The sequence below is a fragment of the Streptomyces sp. NPDC002004 genome (genome assembly GCF_053593975.1).
On sequence record NZ_JBSFDP010000011.1, the window covers coordinates 50,989 to 70,350 of the forward strand.

General features: G+C 71.3%; 13 protein-coding genes and 1 pseudogene. 5 read left to right on the top strand and 9 right to left on the bottom strand.

Annotated features, from left to right (window positions below; translation table 11 throughout):
- Positions 1–508 precede the first annotated feature (508 nt).
- Positions 509–724: a hypothetical protein gene (locus tag ACWCP6_RS18595; protein WP_450933540.1), complete on the top strand. Its 216-nt coding sequence runs from the start codon at positions 509–511 to the stop codon at positions 722–724.
- 801 nt (positions 725–1,525) lie between these two features.
- Here ACWCP6_RS18595 and ACWCP6_RS18600 read toward each other — a convergent pair.
- Genes ACWCP6_RS18600 through ACWCP6_RS18610 form a run of 3 tightly spaced genes read right to left on the bottom strand, consistent with a single transcriptional unit; the run spans position 1,526 to position 2,929 of the window.
- Positions 1,526–1,978: a hypothetical protein gene (locus tag ACWCP6_RS18600; RefSeq protein WP_450933541.1), complete on the bottom strand. Its 453-nt coding sequence runs from the start codon at positions 1,976–1,978 to the stop codon at positions 1,526–1,528.
- Entirely contained in the window at positions 1,975–2,496 is a 522-nt protein-coding gene (locus ACWCP6_RS18605; protein WP_450933542.1) for an RNA polymerase sigma factor, read from the bottom strand. The genes ACWCP6_RS18600 and ACWCP6_RS18605 overlap by 4 nt, the downstream gene beginning before the upstream one ends.
- The gene (locus ACWCP6_RS18610) at positions 2,477–2,929 is read right to left on the bottom strand and encodes a DUF3995 domain-containing protein (protein ID WP_450933543.1); all 453 of its coding nucleotides are present in this window, start codon (positions 2,927–2,929) and stop codon (positions 2,477–2,479) included. The genes ACWCP6_RS18605 and ACWCP6_RS18610 overlap by 20 nt, the downstream gene beginning before the upstream one ends.
- A gap of 208 nt (positions 2,930–3,137) precedes the next feature.
- Here ACWCP6_RS18610 and ACWCP6_RS18615 point away from each other — a divergent pair, with 208 nt between their 5' ends.
- Positions 3,138–4,589, top strand: coding sequence for an alpha/beta hydrolase (locus ACWCP6_RS18615; RefSeq protein WP_450933544.1), 1,452 nt, complete (start codon positions 3,138–3,140; stop codon positions 4,587–4,589).
- Between the two features lie 225 nt (positions 4,590–4,814).
- On the opposite strand, the gene ACWCP6_RS18620 is transcribed toward ACWCP6_RS18615, so the two are convergent.
- A complete protein-coding gene (locus ACWCP6_RS18620; protein WP_450933545.1) occupies positions 4,815–5,558 on the bottom strand; it encodes an SAM-dependent methyltransferase in 744 nt (247 codons plus the stop codon).
- 147 nt (positions 5,559–5,705) lie between these two features.
- Between ACWCP6_RS18620 and ACWCP6_RS18625 the strand changes: the two are divergent.
- A pseudogene (locus ACWCP6_RS18625) lies at positions 5,706–5,971 on the top strand (transposase); the annotation flags it as partial.
- A 46-nt stretch (positions 5,972–6,017) separates the two neighbouring features.
- Here the strand turns inward: ACWCP6_RS18625 and ACWCP6_RS18630 are convergent.
- Positions 6,018–7,268 (bottom strand): MFS transporter, encoded by a 1,251-nt coding sequence (locus ACWCP6_RS18630; RefSeq protein WP_450933546.1) that lies wholly within the window; start codon positions 7,266–7,268, stop codon positions 6,018–6,020.
- A 133-nt stretch (positions 7,269–7,401) separates the two neighbouring features.
- Between ACWCP6_RS18630 and ACWCP6_RS18635 the strand changes: the two genes are divergently transcribed.
- Complete coding sequence (locus ACWCP6_RS18635; RefSeq protein ID WP_450933547.1) at positions 7,402–8,337, top strand: LysR family transcriptional regulator; 936 nt, start codon at positions 7,402–7,404, stop codon at positions 8,335–8,337.
- Positions 8,338–8,542: 205 nt separating this feature from the next.
- The gene (locus ACWCP6_RS18640; RefSeq protein ID WP_450933548.1) at positions 8,543–9,160 is read left to right on the top strand and encodes a TOPRIM nucleotidyl transferase/hydrolase domain-containing protein; all 618 of its coding nucleotides are present in this window, start codon (positions 8,543–8,545) and stop codon (positions 9,158–9,160) included.
- 236 nt (positions 9,161–9,396) lie between these two features.
- Here the strand turns inward: ACWCP6_RS18640 and ACWCP6_RS18645 are convergent, their stop codons facing one another.
- The 4 genes from ACWCP6_RS18645 to ACWCP6_RS18660 all read right to left on the bottom strand — a co-directional run bounded on the left by ACWCP6_RS18645 (position 9,397) and on the right by ACWCP6_RS18660 (position 19,359).
- Complete coding sequence (locus ACWCP6_RS18645; protein WP_450933549.1) at positions 9,397–10,413, bottom strand: ketoacyl-ACP synthase III family protein; 1,017 nt, start codon at positions 10,411–10,413, stop codon at positions 9,397–9,399.
- The gene (locus ACWCP6_RS18650; RefSeq protein ID WP_450933550.1) at positions 10,410–15,344 is read right to left on the bottom strand and encodes an SDR family NAD(P)-dependent oxidoreductase; all 4,935 of its coding nucleotides are present in this window, start codon (positions 15,342–15,344) and stop codon (positions 10,410–10,412) included. The genes ACWCP6_RS18645 and ACWCP6_RS18650 overlap by 4 nt, the downstream gene beginning before the upstream one ends.
- Before the next feature lie 244 nt (positions 15,345–15,588).
- Positions 15,589–17,031 (bottom strand): acyltransferase domain-containing protein, encoded by a 1,443-nt coding sequence (locus ACWCP6_RS18655; RefSeq protein WP_450933551.1) that lies wholly within the window; start codon positions 17,029–17,031, stop codon positions 15,589–15,591.
- A 1,554-nt stretch (positions 17,032–18,585) separates the two neighbouring features.
- On the bottom strand, positions 18,586–19,359 hold the full coding sequence (locus tag ACWCP6_RS18660; protein ID WP_450933552.1) for a class I SAM-dependent methyltransferase: 774 nt from the start codon (positions 19,357–19,359) through the stop codon (positions 18,586–18,588).
- Positions 19,360–19,362: the final 3 nt, after the last annotated feature.

Consider the following 19,362-nt stretch of genomic DNA (forward strand, 5'->3'; position numbering starts at 1 on the left):
CGGACACACCCGCACTGGTGACGATGTCCCCGTCGTCGACGTAACGCTGCCCCGGCCGTAGGCCGACCGAGGAGTCGACATTCGCGCCGCATTCTCGGCGAGCTCACGGGTGCCGTTGCCACCGGGATGGACGAGCAGGTCGAACGGCGGCGCCTCCACCGTGCGGTCGACGACCAGACCGAGGCCCTTCGAGCCGCGTACCACCCCTGTGTGGGCCCCACCGTAGCGTGCGGGTTCTGCGGAGGGGCACGGGCTTCCCGACGCCGCTCCGAGGTGCCGAAATCAGCACCCCTTCACGTAGTCGTTGACGAATCCCGCCTGGTTCCCGCAGGGGCACGGCCACGCGAAGCATCGGGAGGGGCCACGGCGCACGGTGCGCCGGACCGTGCCTCGGCCGTCCCGTACGCGAGCGCGTGCCGCGGCGCCCCCAGGGGTATGTCCTGGCCGTTACCGGACGTCAGGTGACGGCGGACATCGTCGCCCCGCGTCCCCGGAAAGGAAGTGCATGATGAACGAGACCACCGGTCTTGAGCCGCTGGCCACCTTCTGCGGCAGCTGCAACTGCGGTTGTCCTCAGCTTTTCGTCGACCCCAAGGCCCCCGCGGACCGCCGCGTCCTGCTCACCGACGACTTCGGACAGCGCGTCCAAATGAGCGTCGACCAGTTCGCCTCCCTGGTGGCCGACGCGAAGACCGGAAAGCTGGACGGCATCGCCACCGCCTGACCGAAGGCGCACGAGCGGAAGAGCGCGCCCCGGCCGACGAGTCACGTGAACCGTCGCGGATGAACGATTCGCATCCCTCGGGCGGATCCGCCGCCTGCTGACCCGAGCCTGCCGCAGGCGCCGCTCCCGCCCCGCACACCGGCGGCTCGCACAGGGTCTTGGGCCTCGGCTGCACGATTGTGACCGTCGCACTTGCGGAGCGGTCGCCGTGGCGGCGGGCGGCGGACTTTTCACGGCGCGCACCCTGCAGCGACGCAGGACCCGGAAAGGAGAGGCAGCGAGTGATGTGGCGTCGGGCTTCCGTGGCCGACGTGAGAGCCCGGGGCCTCTCAGGCGGTGCGGCCGAGGGGCGCCCAGCCCTGTGAGGCCGAGCGGTGACCGGCCCACGGCGCGGCCCGGAGCCGTCGCCGCGATGTCGGCGTCCGCCCGGCCGGGCCCGCCGACCACCGCCCGCACCCGGCGGGACGTGGCGACGTGGCGGTCGGCAGGCACAGGCCCGGACCACGCTCGGGAAGGCGAATTCCATCGTGGCCCGGTGCCGTCATCGTGGCACGGCCCGGACGGGCACGGGAGAGCCGACGCGGCACTGGGCCCGTGAGGATCGTCCCTGTGACGTCGGGGAACCGACGCGCTCTCCGTGTCGACTACGTGTGAACGCGGGATCCGCCGCTCGGTCCGGACGCCACCCGGACGGCGTTTCTGCGGCGCCCGGTACCAGGTTTGGACCCCTGCGGGCCGCCCGGACGATGTCGCTTCGAGTGGGCCGCCGGCTCCGGGCACCCGGAGTCGGCGGATTCCCGGTCACAGCAGAGCCGTCAGGCGTTCGACGCTGCGGCTGCCCTCACGGCGTACGCCCAGGGGGATCAGGGCAGCGCGGGCCGGCAGGCGCACGCCCCCGGTGAACGCGACCCGAGTGCCTGGGCCTTCCGGCGCCGCCGCTACGCCGAGCAGCAGGAACCGGCTCTGCAGCCAGCACCAGCCGGGCCGCTGCACCCCGCGCAGTCGTGCCCGCATCCCGTACTTGCTGCGCGCCAGTGCCTCTACGCGCTCGCCCTGCCGACGGACGACGCGCAGCCGCTCCATGTCGGGCACTACCTGCCCGAAGGCGCCCTCGAGGTCGCCCAGCAGGTCCCAGACTCGTTCGAACGGCGCGTCGATGTGCGCCTCGGTCACGTGGGCGCCGCGAATGCCGCCGGCCAAGGCGTGGAGGCGGCGTACGGGGTCGAGGTCGGTGATGGGCCAGGGCTCGTTCATGACGTCCACGCCTTCCGGAAGGTGTCGCGGGCCCGGTGCAGCCGCGACTTGACGGTGCCCGTGCGCACACCGAGCAGGGCGGCTGCGGTGCGCTCGTCCAAACCCTCGACGTCACGCAGCATCAGTACCGCGCGGTGCTCGGGGGAGAGCCGGTCCAGTACGTCAAGGATGTCGGCGGAGAGTTGGGGGTCGCCGCGGGCGGGAAGCGCGTTCAGATCGGCCGGTACCGTGCGGGCGGCACGGTGCACGGTGCGGATCGCCTCCCGCACCGCGATGGCACGGACCCAGCCGTGCAGTGCGGCCGGATCCCTCAGGGTGCGCAGCGACTTGAAGACCACCACCAGGGCCTCCTGCGCAGCGTCCGCGCACTGGCCGACGGCTATGGGCGCGCAGACGCGGCCCACGTACGGCGTGAGGACGTCGAGGAGTTCGGCCATGGCGAGGGTGTCGCCACGCTGGGCGGCTCGCACCAGCCGGACGGTCCGGTCATCAAGTCGTTCATCGGGCACGGGCCGCATCCTTCCACCGCGCCACGCGCAGGGCGGCGACGGCCAGGACGGCGCACAGCGGGGTGTAGAGCATGAGGTTGAGCCAGTAGAAGGCGGTGCGGGTCTCCTTGGCGAACAGCCAGTAGATACCCGCCGAAGCGCGCAGCGAGAGGCCCGCGGCCACGGTCAGGGTGCCGACGCGGAGGAGCAGGTGGCCGGGCCGGCGAGAGTGGGCGAGGACGAAGGCGGCGGCGGTGAGCAGCAGGGCGACCAGCGGAAGCAGGATCGGCGGTGTGAACGGCACGTCCGTACCCAGAACCGCCTGGGACAGGCTCCTGTCATTGGACGCGGGCCATGTGGCTCCCGTCGTCCAGTACAGGTGGAGTGCAGCGTCCACGGTGAGCACCGAGGCGACGAGCGCGGCAGCTCGGATCCGGGTGGGTGTGTGGGGCTGGTGGGGCATGTGTTCTCCTCCGCTGGCGAGTTGGGTTCCGTCGCCCTGTTGAGGAGCCGTCCGCGCGAAACGTTCCCTCGGAGTACGTGAATTCTTCGGCCGGCGAGCGGGCTTCCTGTGATGGTGTCTGCCGCGTTGTTCGGTCAGACCCGAGTAGCACATGCGTTCAGCCTGAGGGCGGACGCGGTGACGGGCGTGTGGATCGACCATCGTGTCTGTGACCGAGGTTGTTGAGGGACTGCAGATGTCCCTGGGGGAGATCCTTTTGGTGCTGGGCGCTGTCGCCCTTGTGCTGGCACGTTGGCTGCCTCCGGCTGTCCGGTGGCCGCTGACTGCCGGTGCCGTGGCGGCTGTGGCGCTCTGCGGAGTGGTGCTGAGCGTGGTCGGGCTGCGCTGGCAGCTGGTGCCCGTACTCGTCGGTGCGGCCGCAGCCCTCCCGTTCGCCGTCGTACCGCTGCTGCGCCTGCGCAGTGGCCGTCCGCAGCCCAGGGCGCGGTGGTGGATCGCGCTGCCGGGATCGGCGGTGTGCCTCGGCTTGATTGTTTCAGGCCCTGCGGCGGTCTGGGCACTGCCCAGACCGGTGTTCCCCGAGCCGTCGGGCCGTTTCGGGGTCGGCACGAGCGTGGTGCAGTGGACGGACCCGGCGCGCCCCGAGACTGCTACGGCCGCCCCCCACGACCGGCGCACGGTCGTGGTCCAGCTCTGGTACCCCGCGCGGCAGAGCCCCGCAGGCGCACGGCGCGCCCCGTACCTGGGACGCACGCACGGTGAGGCGCGTACCGTCTCCGACGCCCTGGCGCGCTATGCCGGTGTCCCCGGCTTCCTCCTCGACGGCCTTCCGCAGGCACGCACGCAGGCGGTGCCCGACGCCCCGCCGATCCCCGGACACGAACAGTTCCCCATCGTGCTGTTCTCGCCCGGAGCAGGAGGAGTGCGCACCCAGAACACGGCCTGGGCACAGGAGCTGGCCGGCCACGGCTACGTCGTCGCATCCCTCGACCATCCCTACGACTCCGCCGCCGTGGTGCTCACCGACGGCCGCACGATCCGTACCGCGCTCACCGCCACCGCCAACCAGGCAGAGGCCGAAAAGCAAGCGGCCGACGCAACCGCGATCCGGGCCGCCGACCTCAGCTTCGTCCTCACCCAGCTGGGCCGCATGGAACACGGGCGGATCCCCGGCCCGCTGACCGGACGCCTCGACACCGCACGGGCAGCGGTGACGGGCCATTCCCTCGGTGGCAGCGCCGCACTGCAGGCAGCACGCCAGGACCCCCGGTTCGCAGCTGTCATCGATCTGGACGGTTATCCCCACGACCCCACCCCGCGCCCCTACCACCAGCCGGTGCTCGCCCTCACCGAGACCATCGGGAAAACCAGCCCGGACTACATCCCCCGTCTCACCAAGGTCCTCGGCCTCAGCACCCGGACCAGCTACCGGCTCACCGTCCCCGGCGCCGCACATCTCACCTTCACGGATGCTCCCCTCTACCTGCCGCCGGTTCCCTCGATCGTCGGCTCACTGGGCCGCACGGGGGGCCTGCGGGTCACCGCCGGCGCCTGTGTCGCCTTCCTGGACCACGTGCTACGAGAGAGACCCGGAGACCTGGCCGGCGCGCTGTCGAGCCACGGCCATCTCAACGTCGTCCAGCCACGAGGGCAACGCTGAGGGGAGACGCGCAGTTCTCTCGAATGGCGGCAGGGCCGGGACGCGCTGAGCGAGCAGGCCGAGAGCCCACGTCCGGCGGTCGCGGGACCACGGCATGGACGGACTTGCGGCGACCGCCCATCAGCAGCCCCCGCTGACAACAGTCGCTCTTCGCTCGCTGGTCCCTGCTCGGTCCCGAGGAGAACACACCAGCCACGAATGAACGGTTGGGGCAGTGCTGCTGGTTCAGGCAGGGTCGGGTGTCCGGCGCAGGACCAGGGAGACGAAGCCCCAGGTGTCCCGGTAGACGCGCAGCCATTCGGAGCGGCGGGTTGTGGCCGTCTCGAGCACGTGCGAGCTGTCGGCATCGGCGGGGTGGTCCAGGGCCCATGCGGCCAGCGAACCCCAGCAGGCCCACTCGTAGTCGTCCAATTCACGACGCGTGCTGACGTGCCCGTCGACAGGCGTCCATCCGTCGGCAACGACACGGTCCACTGTGGTCGCCAGGTCGGTGAGGTCCCCGAGCATCTCGATGGCCTCCGGTGACGGCGGGCGCTCCCAGAATCCCTCACCGACAAGGACACGACCGCCGGGAGCCAGGTGTCTGCGGGCCGCGGCGAGGGTGGGGAGGAGGCCGCCGAAGGCATGTGTGGCCCCGAAGCTGAGGACCACGTCGAACGGGGCCGAGGGGAGGAAGTCTTCGGCCTTCTGGTGGTGCAGGACGAGGCGCTCCTGGACGCCGAGACCTGTTGCGGCGGCGGTGGCCTGGGCCAGGGCGTCCTCGGAGATGTCCACGCCCTCGGCATGGAGGTGTGGGCGTGTGGCCAGGGCACGGAGGAGCCATTCCCCTGTGCCGCAACCGAGGTCGAGTACACGCTCGTCGCCCCTTGGGAGCCCGCGTTCCAGCAGCCGATGGACTGAGTCGTCGTCGAGTGGAGACCTGATGGGGTGCTCCGTATGAGCGATCCTGGAGATCTGTTCACGATTCATCAGTGCAGCGTGTCAACTGGCAGAGGCAGGGCGCACCTCGTTTTCGCCGTCGTGCCGCTGCCTGGCGAGGCGATCGCTGTCCATGGCCTTCGACGATTGATCGCCCGTCACGCGGCGGGCCGATGACCCGGACAATCGACGAGACCGCGGCGTGTTCCGGACCGGGCCGTGATGGGCGTCATGTACGTGCTGCGGACGGGTGTCGCCTGGCGCGACGTTCCCGCCGGGACCGGGGGGTGTTCCGGGGCGACGGCCTGGCGTCGACTGCGAGACTGGACCGAAGCCGACGTCCGGCCTCGCCTTCACACTGTCCTGCCGACCGAGTTGCGCCGCACGGGACTTCTGGACCTGGACGACGGCGCTGTGGACGGCTCGCACATCAGGGCTCTCAAAGTGGGGACCATGTCGGCCCGAAGAAGGGTGGTGCAGTCAGATCGCGCCGACGGCGGTGGCGGTCCGTCAGGCGCGGTTCGGTGTCGGCTCAGGCTCCGGCTCGGCGAGAGGCGCCGCCGCGCGGCGGGGGAGCAGCAGCGGGGTCGCCAGCAGGAGCACGCCGGCCAGGCCGATGGCCGTACGCGGGCCGAGCAGGCTGCCCAGCACACCCCAGCCGGCCGTCAGGAGCGCGGTCGAAGTCCTGGTCGTCACCGCCCAGGCGGACAGCGTGCGGGTGACTCGGTCGGTCGCGGTGCGTTCGAGGCGGTAGGTGGCGTAGACGGGGTTGAAGACCCCGCAGCAGAAGATGAGCCCGAGCTCGACACCCATCACCAGCAGCAGTCCTTCGGTGCCCGGCCCCAGGAAGGCCAGGCCGACGGGCCAGAGCGCACGCAGTGCCCCGACCACGACCAGGACCTGGTGCTGACCGAACCGGGTGACGAGCGGGCGGGCCAGCCGCGAACCGAGCAGCCCGCCGATCGAGGGTGCTGCGAAGGCGAGGCCGTACTGCCACGGTGTGAAGCCGAGTCGGCCGAGCATCAGGACGGCCAGCAGGGGCTGGGTGGCCATCACCAGGCCGTTGAACAAGGCGGTGTTGAAGAACAGCGGACGCAGCGTCACGTCGGCGAGGATGTACCGCCAGCCGTCGAGCAGGTCCCGGGCCCGCATGCGCGCGGCCTCCCGGCGCTCGGGCCGAGGCTCGTGCCCGCCCGTCGCGCGGATGCCCAGGGCCGAGAGCAGGTAGCTGACCGCGTCGGCCACCACCGTCGCCACCGGACCGAGGAGCCCGATCGCCGCGCCGCCGAGCGGCGGTCCGATGATCGTGGTCGTCCAGGTCGTGGACTCGAATCGGGCGTTGGCGACGAGCAGGTCCTCGGCCGGCAGCAGCGTCTTCAGGTACGCGCCTGAGGCGGCACGGAAGGTGATGTCGGCCGCCGCGACGACGACCGAGACCAGCAGGAGCTGAAGGAAGGTGAGGACGCCGAGCGCGAACGCGATGGGGATCGTCAGCAGCGCCGCGCACCGCACCAGGTCCATCGCGATCAGCACGGGCCGCTTGCGGCGGAACTCCACCCACGGGCCGAGCGGCACCGCCACGGCCGCGCCCACCGCAGCGCCCACGGACGAGAGCGCGGCGACCTCGGCCGGGCCGGCGTGCAGCACCCGGACGGCGATCAGCGGGAACGCGCCGAAGGCGAGCCATGTGCCGAGCGCGCTGGTCCCGTACGCCCCCCAGAGCCACCCGAACCGTCGCCCCAGCCGGTGCCCGCTCCTCATGCCCGACGCCCCTCGCCACTCGTCTGCACAACCGATCCGCGTACGGAAGCATCAAAGCGAGGACCATACCTGGGGATCAAACAACCACAGCGGCGTCGGCCACAACCATCGGTTGTGCCCGTAGGGTATAGGGATGGACCTCGATACCGTCCGGACCTTCGTCGCCGTCGCCGACGCGGGGCAGTTCCAGGAGGCCGCCGCCGAGCTGGCGGTCACCCAGCAGGCTGTGTCCAAGCGCATCGCTGCGCTGGAGCGCAAGCTCGGTGTGCGGCTGTTCACCCGCACCGCGCGCGGCGCCGAGCTCACCATCGACGGGCAGGCGTTCTTTCCCCATGCGCGCGAGCTGCTGCGCGTCGCCGAGCGCGCGGTCGCGTCCGTGCGGACCGGCCGCCGTCCGCTGCGCGTCGATGTGATCGCCTCGCGCGTCGCGCCGTCGGGCCTGATGCGCGGCTTCCACCGCGCGCACCCCGAGATCGAGCTCGATGTGGTGATGCTGTTCGACGTCGAGACGGCCGTCGCCGCCATCCGGTCCGGTGCGATCGACGCATCCTTCCGCGCCGTCGCCGTGCCCGGCCGGCCCCTTCCCGAGGACATCGAGTCGGTCCGGGTGCTCGACGAGCCGCTCCAGCTCCTCACCGGCCCCGCCCACGCGCTGGCGGGCGCCCGGTCGGTGACCGTCGCCCAGCTCGCCGGGCACCGGATCTGGATGCCCGGCATCGTCCCCGGTACCGAGTGGGCCGCCTACTACGACGACCTGGTCGCCGAGTTCGGCCTCACCATCGAGGCGACCGGTCCCAACTTCGGCTCCGACGCGCTCCTCGACACCGTCGCCGACACCCCGGCCCTGGCCACCTTCATGGGCGAGCAGACCCGCCTCGTCTGGCCCGCGGACCACGGCCTGCGCCGCATCCCGGTGACCGACCCGACGCCCGTTTACCCGCACTCGCTCCTCTGGCACCGCGACAACCCCCACCCAGCGCTTGCCACCCTCCGCGCCCACCTCGCCGCCACAGGGGCCGGCCACGACGCCGCGGGGACTTGGGTGCCGGGCTGGGTGATTCCGCGTTGAACGCCGCCGCGTCTGCGGGCATCGTTGCCGGATCGACGGACGGTGGCTCGAAGGCGGCGGCTGGCGCGCAGCGTCCCCCGAGGGACGCGGCGCCACCGAGGTGAAGGTCAAGGACTCCGGTAGCGCGCCCGACCCCCGAGCCTGCGCGCTCGCACAGCCGAATATCGGGTGCGCTGCCGTTGGAGGCCGTAGGAGACTCCCCGGCATGGTCGACATGCGCATGTTCCGGGACGAGGTCACGGGCTGGGCGGGCGGTGGCTCCGGCGGGCCGGCGAAGGAGCTGGCGGAGCTCCTGGGGGTGCACACGGCGGTCCTGCTGGAAGGGCTGAGTGACCTCGCGGCTGTCGAGGCGCTGGCCGCGGGGCGGGGCCGTGACCTGGCGGCCGAGGGTGTGTGCGTGGTGCCGATGGGCGGGGCGATGAGTGTCGGCCGCTACGCAGGGCTCCTCGGGCCGTCCGGTCTCGGCCTGCGCCTGATCGGTCTGTGCGACGAGCGCGAGAAGCCCTTCTTCGACCGGGGCCTGAACCCGGCCTCGGCGCCGCTCCCGGGAGTCTTCGTCTGCACGGCGGACCTGGAGGACGAGCTCATCCGTGCACTGGGCCCGGCGCGGGTCGAGCAGATCGTCGAGGCAGAGGACGAACTGCGTGCCTGGCAGACCTTCGTAAAGCAGCCCGCCCAGCACGGCCGGCCCCGGCACCAGCAGCTGCGGCGCTTCATCGGCACGAAGAAGGGCCGCAAGATCCGCTACGGCCGCCTGTTGGTCGAAGCCCTCGCCCCCGACCAGGTGCCCGCCCCGCTGGACGACCTCCTCGCCGGCCTGTGATGGTCTGTCCCCGCAGGCAGGCACGCCGGGGCCGAGTGGCCCCGCCGAAGTTCCGCAGGAAAGCTCGTCGACGCCCAGGGCCCGCTCGCGGTGTCGCTGACCGGCGGGGACCGCAACGGCATCACCCAGCTGCTGCCTCTGCCGCACCGGGACGAGGAAGACCCTTCTGAGCACCGAAATGCATCGGCACCACCTGGGAGAAGGGCACCTCGCTTCCGCGGCGGCCCCGGCACTGGTCAGCGGTTCAGGTGGATGCGGTTGCGTGGAACCGGTGGTTCGACGAGCTGGATCAGGGCGTGGGTCATGCAGTAGCCGCCGCCGAGGCCGACCATGAGTACGTAGTCGCCGGGGTGCAGGCGGCGTTCGCGGATGAGGTGGTCGAGGCCGAGGAACTGGTCGGCGGGGCCGATGTGACCGGTCTGGCGGGCGTAGTACCAGGTGGTGCGTTCGCGGGTGAGGCCGAGGGGTTCGGCGAAGTAGGAGTCGGCCATTTCCCAGGCGGACGAGGGGACGATGGTGTGCTTCACGTCTTTGGGATCGATGTCCTCTTCGGCCAGAAGGGCTTTGAGGCTGCGGTCCAAAGCCTTCCAGATGAGGTGCTCATAGGGTGGCAGGCCGGTGTCCGCGAGGAACTTCCGTCGTTTGGCGTTCCATTGTTCATCGTCGGTCTGGGTCAATTCCCTGCTGATCTCCTCGAGTTCGGGTACCGCGGTGTGGGAGGTGGCGCAGAGTCGGGCGAAGCCGGAGCGGCGGGACATCAGGAGTGCGCTGCCTCCGTCCGCCATGATCATTCCTGGGCTGCCCTGCCAGCGGTCCAGGTGGTGGGGCGGGAAGATCGCAGCGGCGGTGACCAGCGCTTCGCCGTGGGGGCGGGCGGCGAGGTGGCCGGCGGCGGCGAGCAGGCCGGTCATGCCGCCGTTGCTGGCAGCTCGCAGTTCGTAGCACTCGGCGTCGGGGGCGGCGAGGGCGCGTTGGAGGTATTGGGCGGGGGTGCTGTGGGCTTGGAGGCCGACGGTCGTGTAGAGAAGGAGGGAGAGGTCCTGTGGGCCGGCCGCGGCGTTGGTGAGTGCGTCGATGGCGGCCCGGACCGCCATGCGGACGGCGAGTTGCTCGGTGCTGGTGGTGGTGAAGGAGGAGCCGAGCTGGTCGGCGCGGCGCTGTTTGACCAGGCCGAGGGCGACGGCGTCGGATGTCGCGGTGGCTGTCGGCAGCCATCGGCCCGTGGAGCGGATGAGGATGTCGTCCCATTTCATGAGCGGGCCGCCGTTTCGGTGGTTTCGGACGGGGCGGGCGTCGCCGTGCCGGGGATGCCGAGGGTGAGGGGTTGTGCCGGGCCGGCGGCGAGGTGGACGCGACCGGTGGTGCGCTCGAGGGTGCCCAGTACTGCGCCGTGGATGCCGTGCATGCGCACGACGGTGGTGGTGTCGACGAGGGCGTGGACGCGGCCGGGGGCCGTGGAGGTCGGGGCGTGGAGGAGGACCCCGGGGGCGGGGTGTGCGCGGGTGAGGGCGGTGTCGTTGTGGGGGGTGGCGAGGTCGATCGCGTCGATTCCGGCGAGCGCCGACAGGGGGAAGGGGGCGTTGTCGGGGGCTGTGGCGAGCGCTGTGGTCTGGATCATGGCGTCGAGGGTGAGTGCGGGGATGCGGAAGGTCGCGAAGGCGTGGTGCCAGCGCGGGGGGAGCGCGAAGACGGCGCTGGCCCCGTGGTGGTCCACGCGGTGGCCGGTGGTGGAGGCGAAGGGTCCGGTGAGGTGGACCAGCGGGTTGGGGTGGTGCAGGGCGATGCCGGGTGACGGACGGCTGGGCCGGGGGTGATCGTCCGTGGGGATCGGGTGCTGGTCGGGGGAGAGGAGTACGTCGACGCTGTGGCAGAGGCGGTTACGGACCAGGACCGTGCCGTTGGGGCTGGTGCGGTCGGTGAGGATGCGGACGCGGACCCGCCGGCTGCCGTCGGGGGCGGCGGGCAGCAGGTGTGCGCGGGTTCGGACGAGCAGCGGGGGATGGTGGGGCAGGACGGTCAGGGCGCTGTGGCAGCGCAGATCGCGGAAGCCGATGACGTGCAGGTGGGGTGCGAGGGCCAGGGCGGCTTCGGCGGCGATTTCGAGGGCGAAGGTGCCGGGGACGACGGAGACGCCCTTGACGGTGTGATGGGTGATCCAGGCATCCGGATCGTCGGCGTCGAGGGGGTGGGACATGCGGCGTTCGAAGACGCTGTGACCGTCGTCGTCTGCCAGGCGGCGCCCCAGAAGCGGTGAGGACGTTGAGGGGGGTTGCGGGGCGGAGGTGGTGTGTGGAGGGTGGGGTGCGGTCGTGGGGCCTTGGGTGCCGAGAAAGGCCAGAGCCGGTACGTGGGTGTGGTGGGTGAGTGCCTGGAGGAGTTGTCGGGCGCCTTGGCGGGCGGTGATGACCTCGTAGCGGCCGGTGCTGGCGATCTGCTCGGCCAGGAGAGGATCGGCTCCCGCCCCCTGGTCGGACCACACGGCCCACATGAGGCTCAATTCCTTGGCTTCGGGTGTGGCGTGGTGGCGGGCGGCGCAGGTGAGGAAGTCGTTGGCGGCGACGTAGTCGGCGTCCCCGGCGTTGCCGAAGACGACGGACATCGAGCTGAAGTTGCACCACAGGCGCGGCGGGTTGTCGCGCAGGGCGTTCTTCAGGTTGAGGTAGCCGAGGACCTTGATGTCCCGGACGGTGCGGAAGTCGCCGAGGGGTTTGGAGCCGAGGGCGCGGGATCGGATCTCGGTGGCGGTGTTGAGCAGCAGGTCGATGCGGCCGTGGCGGTCCAGGACGTGCCGGACCGTCCGCGCCACCAGCTCGGCGTCGGTGAGATCGCAGGTGAGGTAGTGAACGCGGTCGGCGCCGCACTGCTGTCTGAGCTGGGCAAGGGTCCGGGCGGTCTCCTGGGCGCGGACAAGTCGTGCGTGTGAGGCCTTGATGTCCTTGACGGGGAGGGAGGGGTCCTGGGTGCGGGTCCGGCGGATGTGGTCGGCCAGGGAAGGTACGGGTCCGTCGTCCGGGTCGGGCAGCGGGGTCCGGCCCAGGATGTAGAGGTGAGGGGCCTGGTCGGCGGTGAGGGCGAGGAGGAGTGACGGGGTGATGCCACGAGCGCCGCCGGCCGCGAGGATCACCGAATTCCCGTCCAGCGTGAACGGGGCTGCCGGGGTGGTGGGAGTGGCGGGAACCATCCGGTAACCGAGGCGTTTGCCGTTCAGGTGGGCGACGGCGGCACCCGGGACGCGTTGTGACGATTCGGCCGCGAGGAGGTCGAGGGCCTGCCGCGGCGGCAGGTCGTCGGTGAGCACCGTAAGGGCAGTACAGCCGGGCAGTTCCGTCGCGAAGGAACGGAGTGTTCCGGTGAACAGGCCGCTGAAGGGGTGCGGGTCGGCGTCAGGGAGGGCGTGGGTGAGCAGCGCCGTGATGCTGCCCGTCGCGAGAGAGCCGACGAGGGCGCCGGCGATGGCGAAGGTGAGGTCGTGCAGGGCCAGGACGCGGGCGGTGGCGGCCGGCGATGTGGTGGCGGGAAGACGGGTGAGGATCCGCACGTGTCGCGGGGGTGTGTCCAGCTCGGCCAGGGCGGCGGCCACGTCCTCGGCGCGAACGGGCGTGGCATGGGGTGCCGGGGTGGCGGCGGGGCACCAGAGGTGGATGTCAGGGGCGTCGGGCACGAGGTCGGCCAGGAGCGGGTCATCGCACAGCACCAGTGTCCCGGGGGCGAACGGGTCGGGCGGTGTACCGGGGTGGGGCTGTGGCGGGGGAAGCTCGTGCAGGCCGTATGCCATCGGTTGGCTCTGCTGGGCGTCCGGCGGCTCCTGGAGGGCGTGTTGGGCCCGATCGGATGCGGCACCGGCTGTCCCGGAGGGGGTGATGTGGACCGTGGGGGCACCCGGAGTGCGGGGGGTGATGAGGGTGTCGGCACCGGTCGTCAGGGCCTCCAGCACCGCCAGGGCCCCGGCCGCGGCGCGGTAGCGGGGGCCGTCGGCGAGGTGCTGACCGTCCTTGGGGGCCGGCGGGTCGTCCGGGTGGGGCATGCGGGTTCGTACGGTCGCCAGGACGGGCAGGCCGTGGCGGGCCGCGGTCCGCGCCCGGGTGAGAGCGAGAACGACTGCCCCCTCACCCGGTGCGCGGTCGCTGGGAACTTCGAGGGTGCCGGCCGGTGTGTCGCACTGCGGCAGCGTGTTGCCGTCAGCGGCGCAGAGGAGCACGAGATCGCAGGAGTCGTTGTGCAGCCACCGCTGAGCTTGGCGAAGTGCGGCGAGGGTGCTGTCGGTGTCGGCGTGGCAGGTGGTGATGGGGCCTTGGAGGTCATGGTAGTTGGCCACACGGCCGGCCACCAGGCCCGTCTCGACGCCGGTGAAGGCGTGGGCGTGCGGCGCAGCGGACCCCTCGGTCACGGCGGCGGCCAGGAGCGAACGGAGTTCCTCGGCGGCTTCGGGGCCGTGGAGCGCGGCGACCGGTGCCGTGGCGTCGGCGAGGTGGATGTGGGCCATGGCTTCGACCATGCGCCGCGTCAGCGTTCCGGCGGCGGCGACAACGCCGGTGGTCGGGCGCAGCTCGTCCCAGGCCGCCCCGAGGGCGGGGGCGAGATCGTGGACGGCCTGGACGGACATGATCTGGGTGCGGTCGATCTGGCGGAGAGTGGGCGGCGGGATGCGCAGAGGAGGATCGGTCGGATGGGGGTAGCGATCACCGAAGCCGGGCTCGGGTGGCGGCCCTTCGCCGCGCAGCCAGGCGTTGACCGTGCCGGTGGCGGCTCCGGGGAACAGCGCGGTGCGGGCGACGATGACGATGTCGTCCCGGTCGGAGACGACCCGGGCGGGCTTGCGGGTCCGCAGGCTCGGGTGGTCGTCGGTGAGGACGACGTGACCGTTGGCCCCTCCCAGGCCGGCCGAGCAGACGGCGACGGTGCGGGGGCGTGTACCGGCCGGCCAGTCGATGTGTCGCACCGGGACGGCAACGGGATCGACGGGTCGTCCGGCTCCGGTGGCGGGAAGGCGCTCGAAGTAGGGCTGGCGCAGGATCCGGTCGTGACGCAGGCCGAGCACGGCGTGCAGGACGGAGACCAGACCGGAGTTGGCGATGGTGTGCCCGAAGACCGCTTTGGCCGAGGTGACCGGGCAGGGGCTGGTCCGGCCGGCCAGCGCGTCGCGGAGCATGTCGAGCTCGAGCGGGTCCCCCTTGGAGGTGCCGGTGCCGTGGGCGATGATCCAGTCGAGGTCGCCGGATGCGATACCGGCTTCCCGCCAGGCGCGGCGCAGTGCGAGGGACTGGCCGCGGGCGGCGGGGGCGTGAATGGAGGCGGCACGTCCGTCGGCTGACAGACCGATGCCGCGGATCACCGCGTGCACGGTGTCCCCGTCGGATCGGGCCCGGTCCAGGTGCTTGAGGACGAGGGTGATGCTTCCCTCGCCGATGCGGGTTCCGGCGGATGCCTCGTCAAAGGGACGGATGTCGTCCCCGGTTGCCAGCGTGCCGGTGGTCCCGAACAGCCGGCACAGGGTCGGGCTGATCATGACGCTGGAGGTGCACAGGGCGACGTCGCAGGCGTCCTGTTGGAGCGCGCGGACGGCCGCGTCGAGGGCATAGAGGCTGCTCGCGCAGGCGGATTCGGCGACCACGCTCTCCGTGTCGGCCGGAATGAGGCCTTCCAGAGCGCGGTGGAGGTAGAAGGGAGCCGTGGACAGCGCCGGGGGGAAGCTGTCGCGCTGGTAGTGGGCCGCCAGGATGTCGCCGCTGTTCTCGTTGAACCAACGCGCCCCGGGCCTGCCATCGGTGGCCCGGGCAAGATGGTGCGTGTAGGTGCGGGCGAGCACGTCGTTGTAGAGATGGGGATATTCGTGTTCGCCCGAGGTGGCGGCCGCGCACAGCCAGCGGTCGGTGTCGCGGGTGCGGAGCCCGTCGAGTGCCTGGAGGGCGGTGTGCCGCAGGAACGTCATGACGGGCGGTGCGTCGGCGGGCCAGTCTCCGGCGCCGATCTCGTCGGCAAGGCGAGGGTGCGGTGTGAGCCGGTCGATGAAGCCGCCCGTGGCCGCGTTGCGCAGCTCGGATGGCATGACGTGCTCGGCGCTCCACAGGAGGGGCGCCCGGAACCGGTGTCGGCCGGCCTCCAGGACCTCCCACACCTTCTGCGGGCTGTCGGCACCGGCCAGGACCGCGCCGTACCCTACTATCGCGACGGGTCGGTTGCTCATTGTCTTCTCTCCGGATGCGTCTGATCGGTCAGGAGCGGCACCGGTGTCCGTCGAGCCGGTGCGGTGCGGTGCCGGGGATCTACGCGGTGGGCTACGGGTGTTCGGACATCCCCACGGAACGGCCGTCGTCAGGGCCGTGGCCAGGCCGCGCCGGCTGATGGCTGTTCACGGCCTGGGCCCGGCAGTGACCGGTACGGTCACCGCTGGTGAGTTCCCGGTGCTTCCCTTTGGGGAAGCACCCGCGCTACGCCGCCGCTCGGGCCTCGATGACGGCGTCGGCGATCCTCCCCAGGGTGGCCAGTTGGAGAAGGCGGGGGTTGTGCCGCAGGCCCTCGACGCCGTAGAGGTCTTCGGTGCGTCGCAGGAGGGCCAGCTGCTGGAGGGATTCGACGCCGAGGGCCGCCTCGAGGTCGGCGTCGTCCTCCAGTACCTCTTCGGGATATTCGAGGGCTTCCGCGTACATGGTGCGCAGGCGGGCCAGGATCTCCTGCCGATCGGGTACCGCGGGCACGGCCGACACGGAGGGCTCGGACGGCGTGGCGCCAGGGGTCTGGAAGGTCTCGGTGGCGGCGGTCACGGCTTCGTGAACCGGCGTGGTCGGAGCTGCGCAGGTGGGAGCGTCCGTCGGGGAGGGCCGGGTGTCCTTCAACTTGCCCTTGCCCTTGCGCTTGCCCTTGCCCTTGGCCTTCTTTCCGTGGCTCTCCCCGGACCGCGCAGGGCCAACCAGGGCCGAGGCCGGAGCACCGGACGCCAGGCTCCGCAGCACGGCGGCCGGACCGGCCGGATCAGCCAGCGGGACGTACACGCGAATGCCCGGCAACGAAGACTCCGCGAGGGGGCCGGCGACCGGGCGGGCTCCGCAGTCCACGAAGACACTCGCGCCGTGCCCGTGGAGATCCCTGAGGGTGTCCAGGAGCCGAACGGGGCCGGTCAACGCGTCGATGGTCATCTCCAGCGGGTCCTCGTCCCCCACCTCATGCCCCAGGTTCGTGGACCAGATCCGCCAGTGCCTGCCCCCGTACGGCACCGAGGGTTGCTGCGCCCTCAGCGCGCGTGCCGCCGGGCCGAGGGCCGGTGAGTGGGAGGCATGCGGGACATCGAGTTCGGCGGTCGGCCAGCCCAGGAACTCGGCGATCTCGCGGGCGCGCGCGATCGCGGCAGCCGGCCCGCTCAGCACGGACTGGCGGGGCGCGTTCACGCAAGCCACCACCAGATCCGGGTCCCCGACCAGCGCCGCGAGACTACGCGCGTCGGCCTCCCGGGTTCCCACCGCCAGCATCGCTCCCGGCCAGTTCTGCCCGGACAGGGCTCGGGAACGGGCCACAGCGAGGCGGGCCGCGTCCTCGACCGTCAGATGCCCACCGGCGGCCAGCGCCCACAACTCGCCGATGCTCTGCCCCGCCACGGCAAAGGGCTCCAGGCCGCATTCGGCGGCTGCCGCGCACACCGCCGCGGAGACCGCGAAGATCTCCAGGTACTGCGCGTCCGGATCAGCCGCACCGGGCGGCGGGGCGTTCTCGCCGACCAACCGGGGAGACACCTTCTCCATGCCCAGCTCCACCGCGACTTCGTCGATCCGCGCCAGCACGTCCCCGACGGAGACGAACTCCCGGGCCAGCTCGCCCAAGACGCCGCTGCTCGGTCGCGGAACGGTTCCCGGTATCAGCAGGACAACCCGTCCATCCATCGCAGAACTCCCTCTTCTCCAGTCGATTGTGATCTTGCCGCCGCCCCGGGTGTCCGGCTCCCCGCCGGACGCACCGGCGCGTGCCGGCGCAATGCCCTCGACGAGTCCTCGCCCAGCCGAGAGGGCGACTGTCAGGACGGACGCGTTGCTCAGCCGCTGAACGGGGTCGCACCCTCTGATTCAGCCCAGGGCGAGCGTGCTGCATGAGTACGGGTCCGGCACCGGCACCAACTGACGCACGGTGGGCACGGATCGCGGGACATCTCGGCAGACTCCACGGTCCCGGTTCTCCGCCCCACGGTCGTGGATATTCATGGCCCGGCGATCCGGACGATCACACCCGGGCCGCCGGAAATGGAATCCTTAATTCTTCACGTACAGCGCATAGAAATGGAGGGGAATTTCCACTCCCCAGGACTCCTGGTGGCACAGATAGGTGCTCCAGGAGTCATCGGTGATTCCCTTCTGTCCCTGCGTCTCGCATCTCGCGGAAGTCGCGTACGAGGAATGAGCGACGTATCCCGCGGGTGGGGTTCAGTCCGCCGCCCGGAGAACCTTTCCGGAGGGATTGTCCGCGACCCTGCTCAGCTTGGTCGAAACCTCGGCGGCCGTTGCGGTGCCTGACAGTGCGGCAGTGAGGAATGTGCCCACGACGGCCACTGCGACGACCCGTGTGGACGTACGCATAGAATTGACTCCTCCTTGTCTTCATGTGCCCGGCCGGTGCTCGGCCAAAGGCATTCGGAACAGACAGATGAACACTACATGTGCCCCATGGATTATCAACTCCCTTTCTTTTTCCTTTCTTACGGACCGAAACCATCACGCCAGTCGCAAGGGACGGCTCCAAGCCACCTGTCACACGGTGGGATTTCCCCAGGGTGCGGAAATCAGCACGCGCGCGAAGGGCATCGGCCAGCGGTTGTCCTGTTTGGCGGACGGGATTTTTGTGTTGGTCGGGCTGTGGCGGTTTCATCCGCGGCATCGAGCATGTGGACGCCCTGCGGGCACGCTACGGCGTGCGGAGGATCGTGCCGGCCGTGATCCGCGCCGAGTCGACCCCGCACCGCGCCGGGCGTCGTCGAGCACGGCAGCCCGTCTAGATCGACCTGGCCGGCCGGCAGGAGCACCTCGGGCCGCTCGTCGCATTGCTCACAACCGCCGGCACGAACACCCGCGTCAGTCCGGAACGGGAACGCCGTCCTGTGGGCCAAGTCGGCTTTCCTGGCCCCCTTTGCCCTCCTCGCCACCCGTTACCGCCTGACCATCGGAAACGTCCGGACCGAGCGGCGTCTCGAGCCGGCAGTTCTGGTCGAGGAGACCACGGGCGTGAGCCGGGCCTGCAGCGGGCCGGGCGACGCCGCCAGGGTCCTGGCGCGCTGCGACGGATTTCTCTACGACAGCAAGTCGTCGATGCAACGCGATGCGGGGGCGGGCCACCCGCTGGAACCGATGCGATCGGAGGAGCCCTGCTACGTGCGGCGGAGCAACGGGCCATTCACGTGCCGCTCATGACGCAACTGGTGACGGAACTGCTCGGGGAACGCTGCGACTTCACAGCCGCCGGACGCGCAGCACGCCGGTCAACATCGGGAGGGTGAACTCGCCGTTGGTGGTCTCCGGCCGGCTCGCGAGATAGGAGCGGGTCCGGCCCAGCGCGGCCTCCCGTTCCCGTTCCGGCATGACCAGCATTCCCGCCTTCGTCGCGAGGGTCGCGACGAGGGAGTCGGCGGTCCGGCGCTGCCCGTGTGGGAACTCCGCTTGTTCCGAGGCCTCGAACAGGGCGTCCCCGCCCGTCTTGGAAAGGTGCATGCCGGCCGTCTGGGTACGCCAACTGGAGGGCACGTCGCGCGGACCGATGGCCGCGCTCCCGCTGACCCGCGCGAGCCCGGCCACCCAGTCGACCCGGTCGTCGAAAATGTTCCACAGGCCCGCCAGAACCCCGCCGGGTGCGAGGACCCTGGCGATCTCGGGGCCCGCGACGTCCATATCGAACCAATGCATGGCGTTGCCGGAGAGCACGGCGTCGATGGACGCGTCCGGGAGCGGTATCGCCTCGGCGCTGCCCGGCAGGGCGCGCACGGATGGGAGGCCACGGCGCAATTCGGCCAGCATCGCCGGGTCGGGCTCGACCGCGACGACGTCGAAGCCCAGCGCGCCCAGCGTGCCGGTGAGCTTGCCGGTCCCGGCGCCGAGGTCGAGCACCCGCGGGCCGGGCGCGGGTTCAAGTGCCCAGCGCACCGCAGCCTGTGCGTAGTCCGGGCGGTGCTCGGCGTAGGCACCCGCCGCCGTGCCGAACGAGGAGCTGTGAAGCGTCCGTTCGTCCATCTG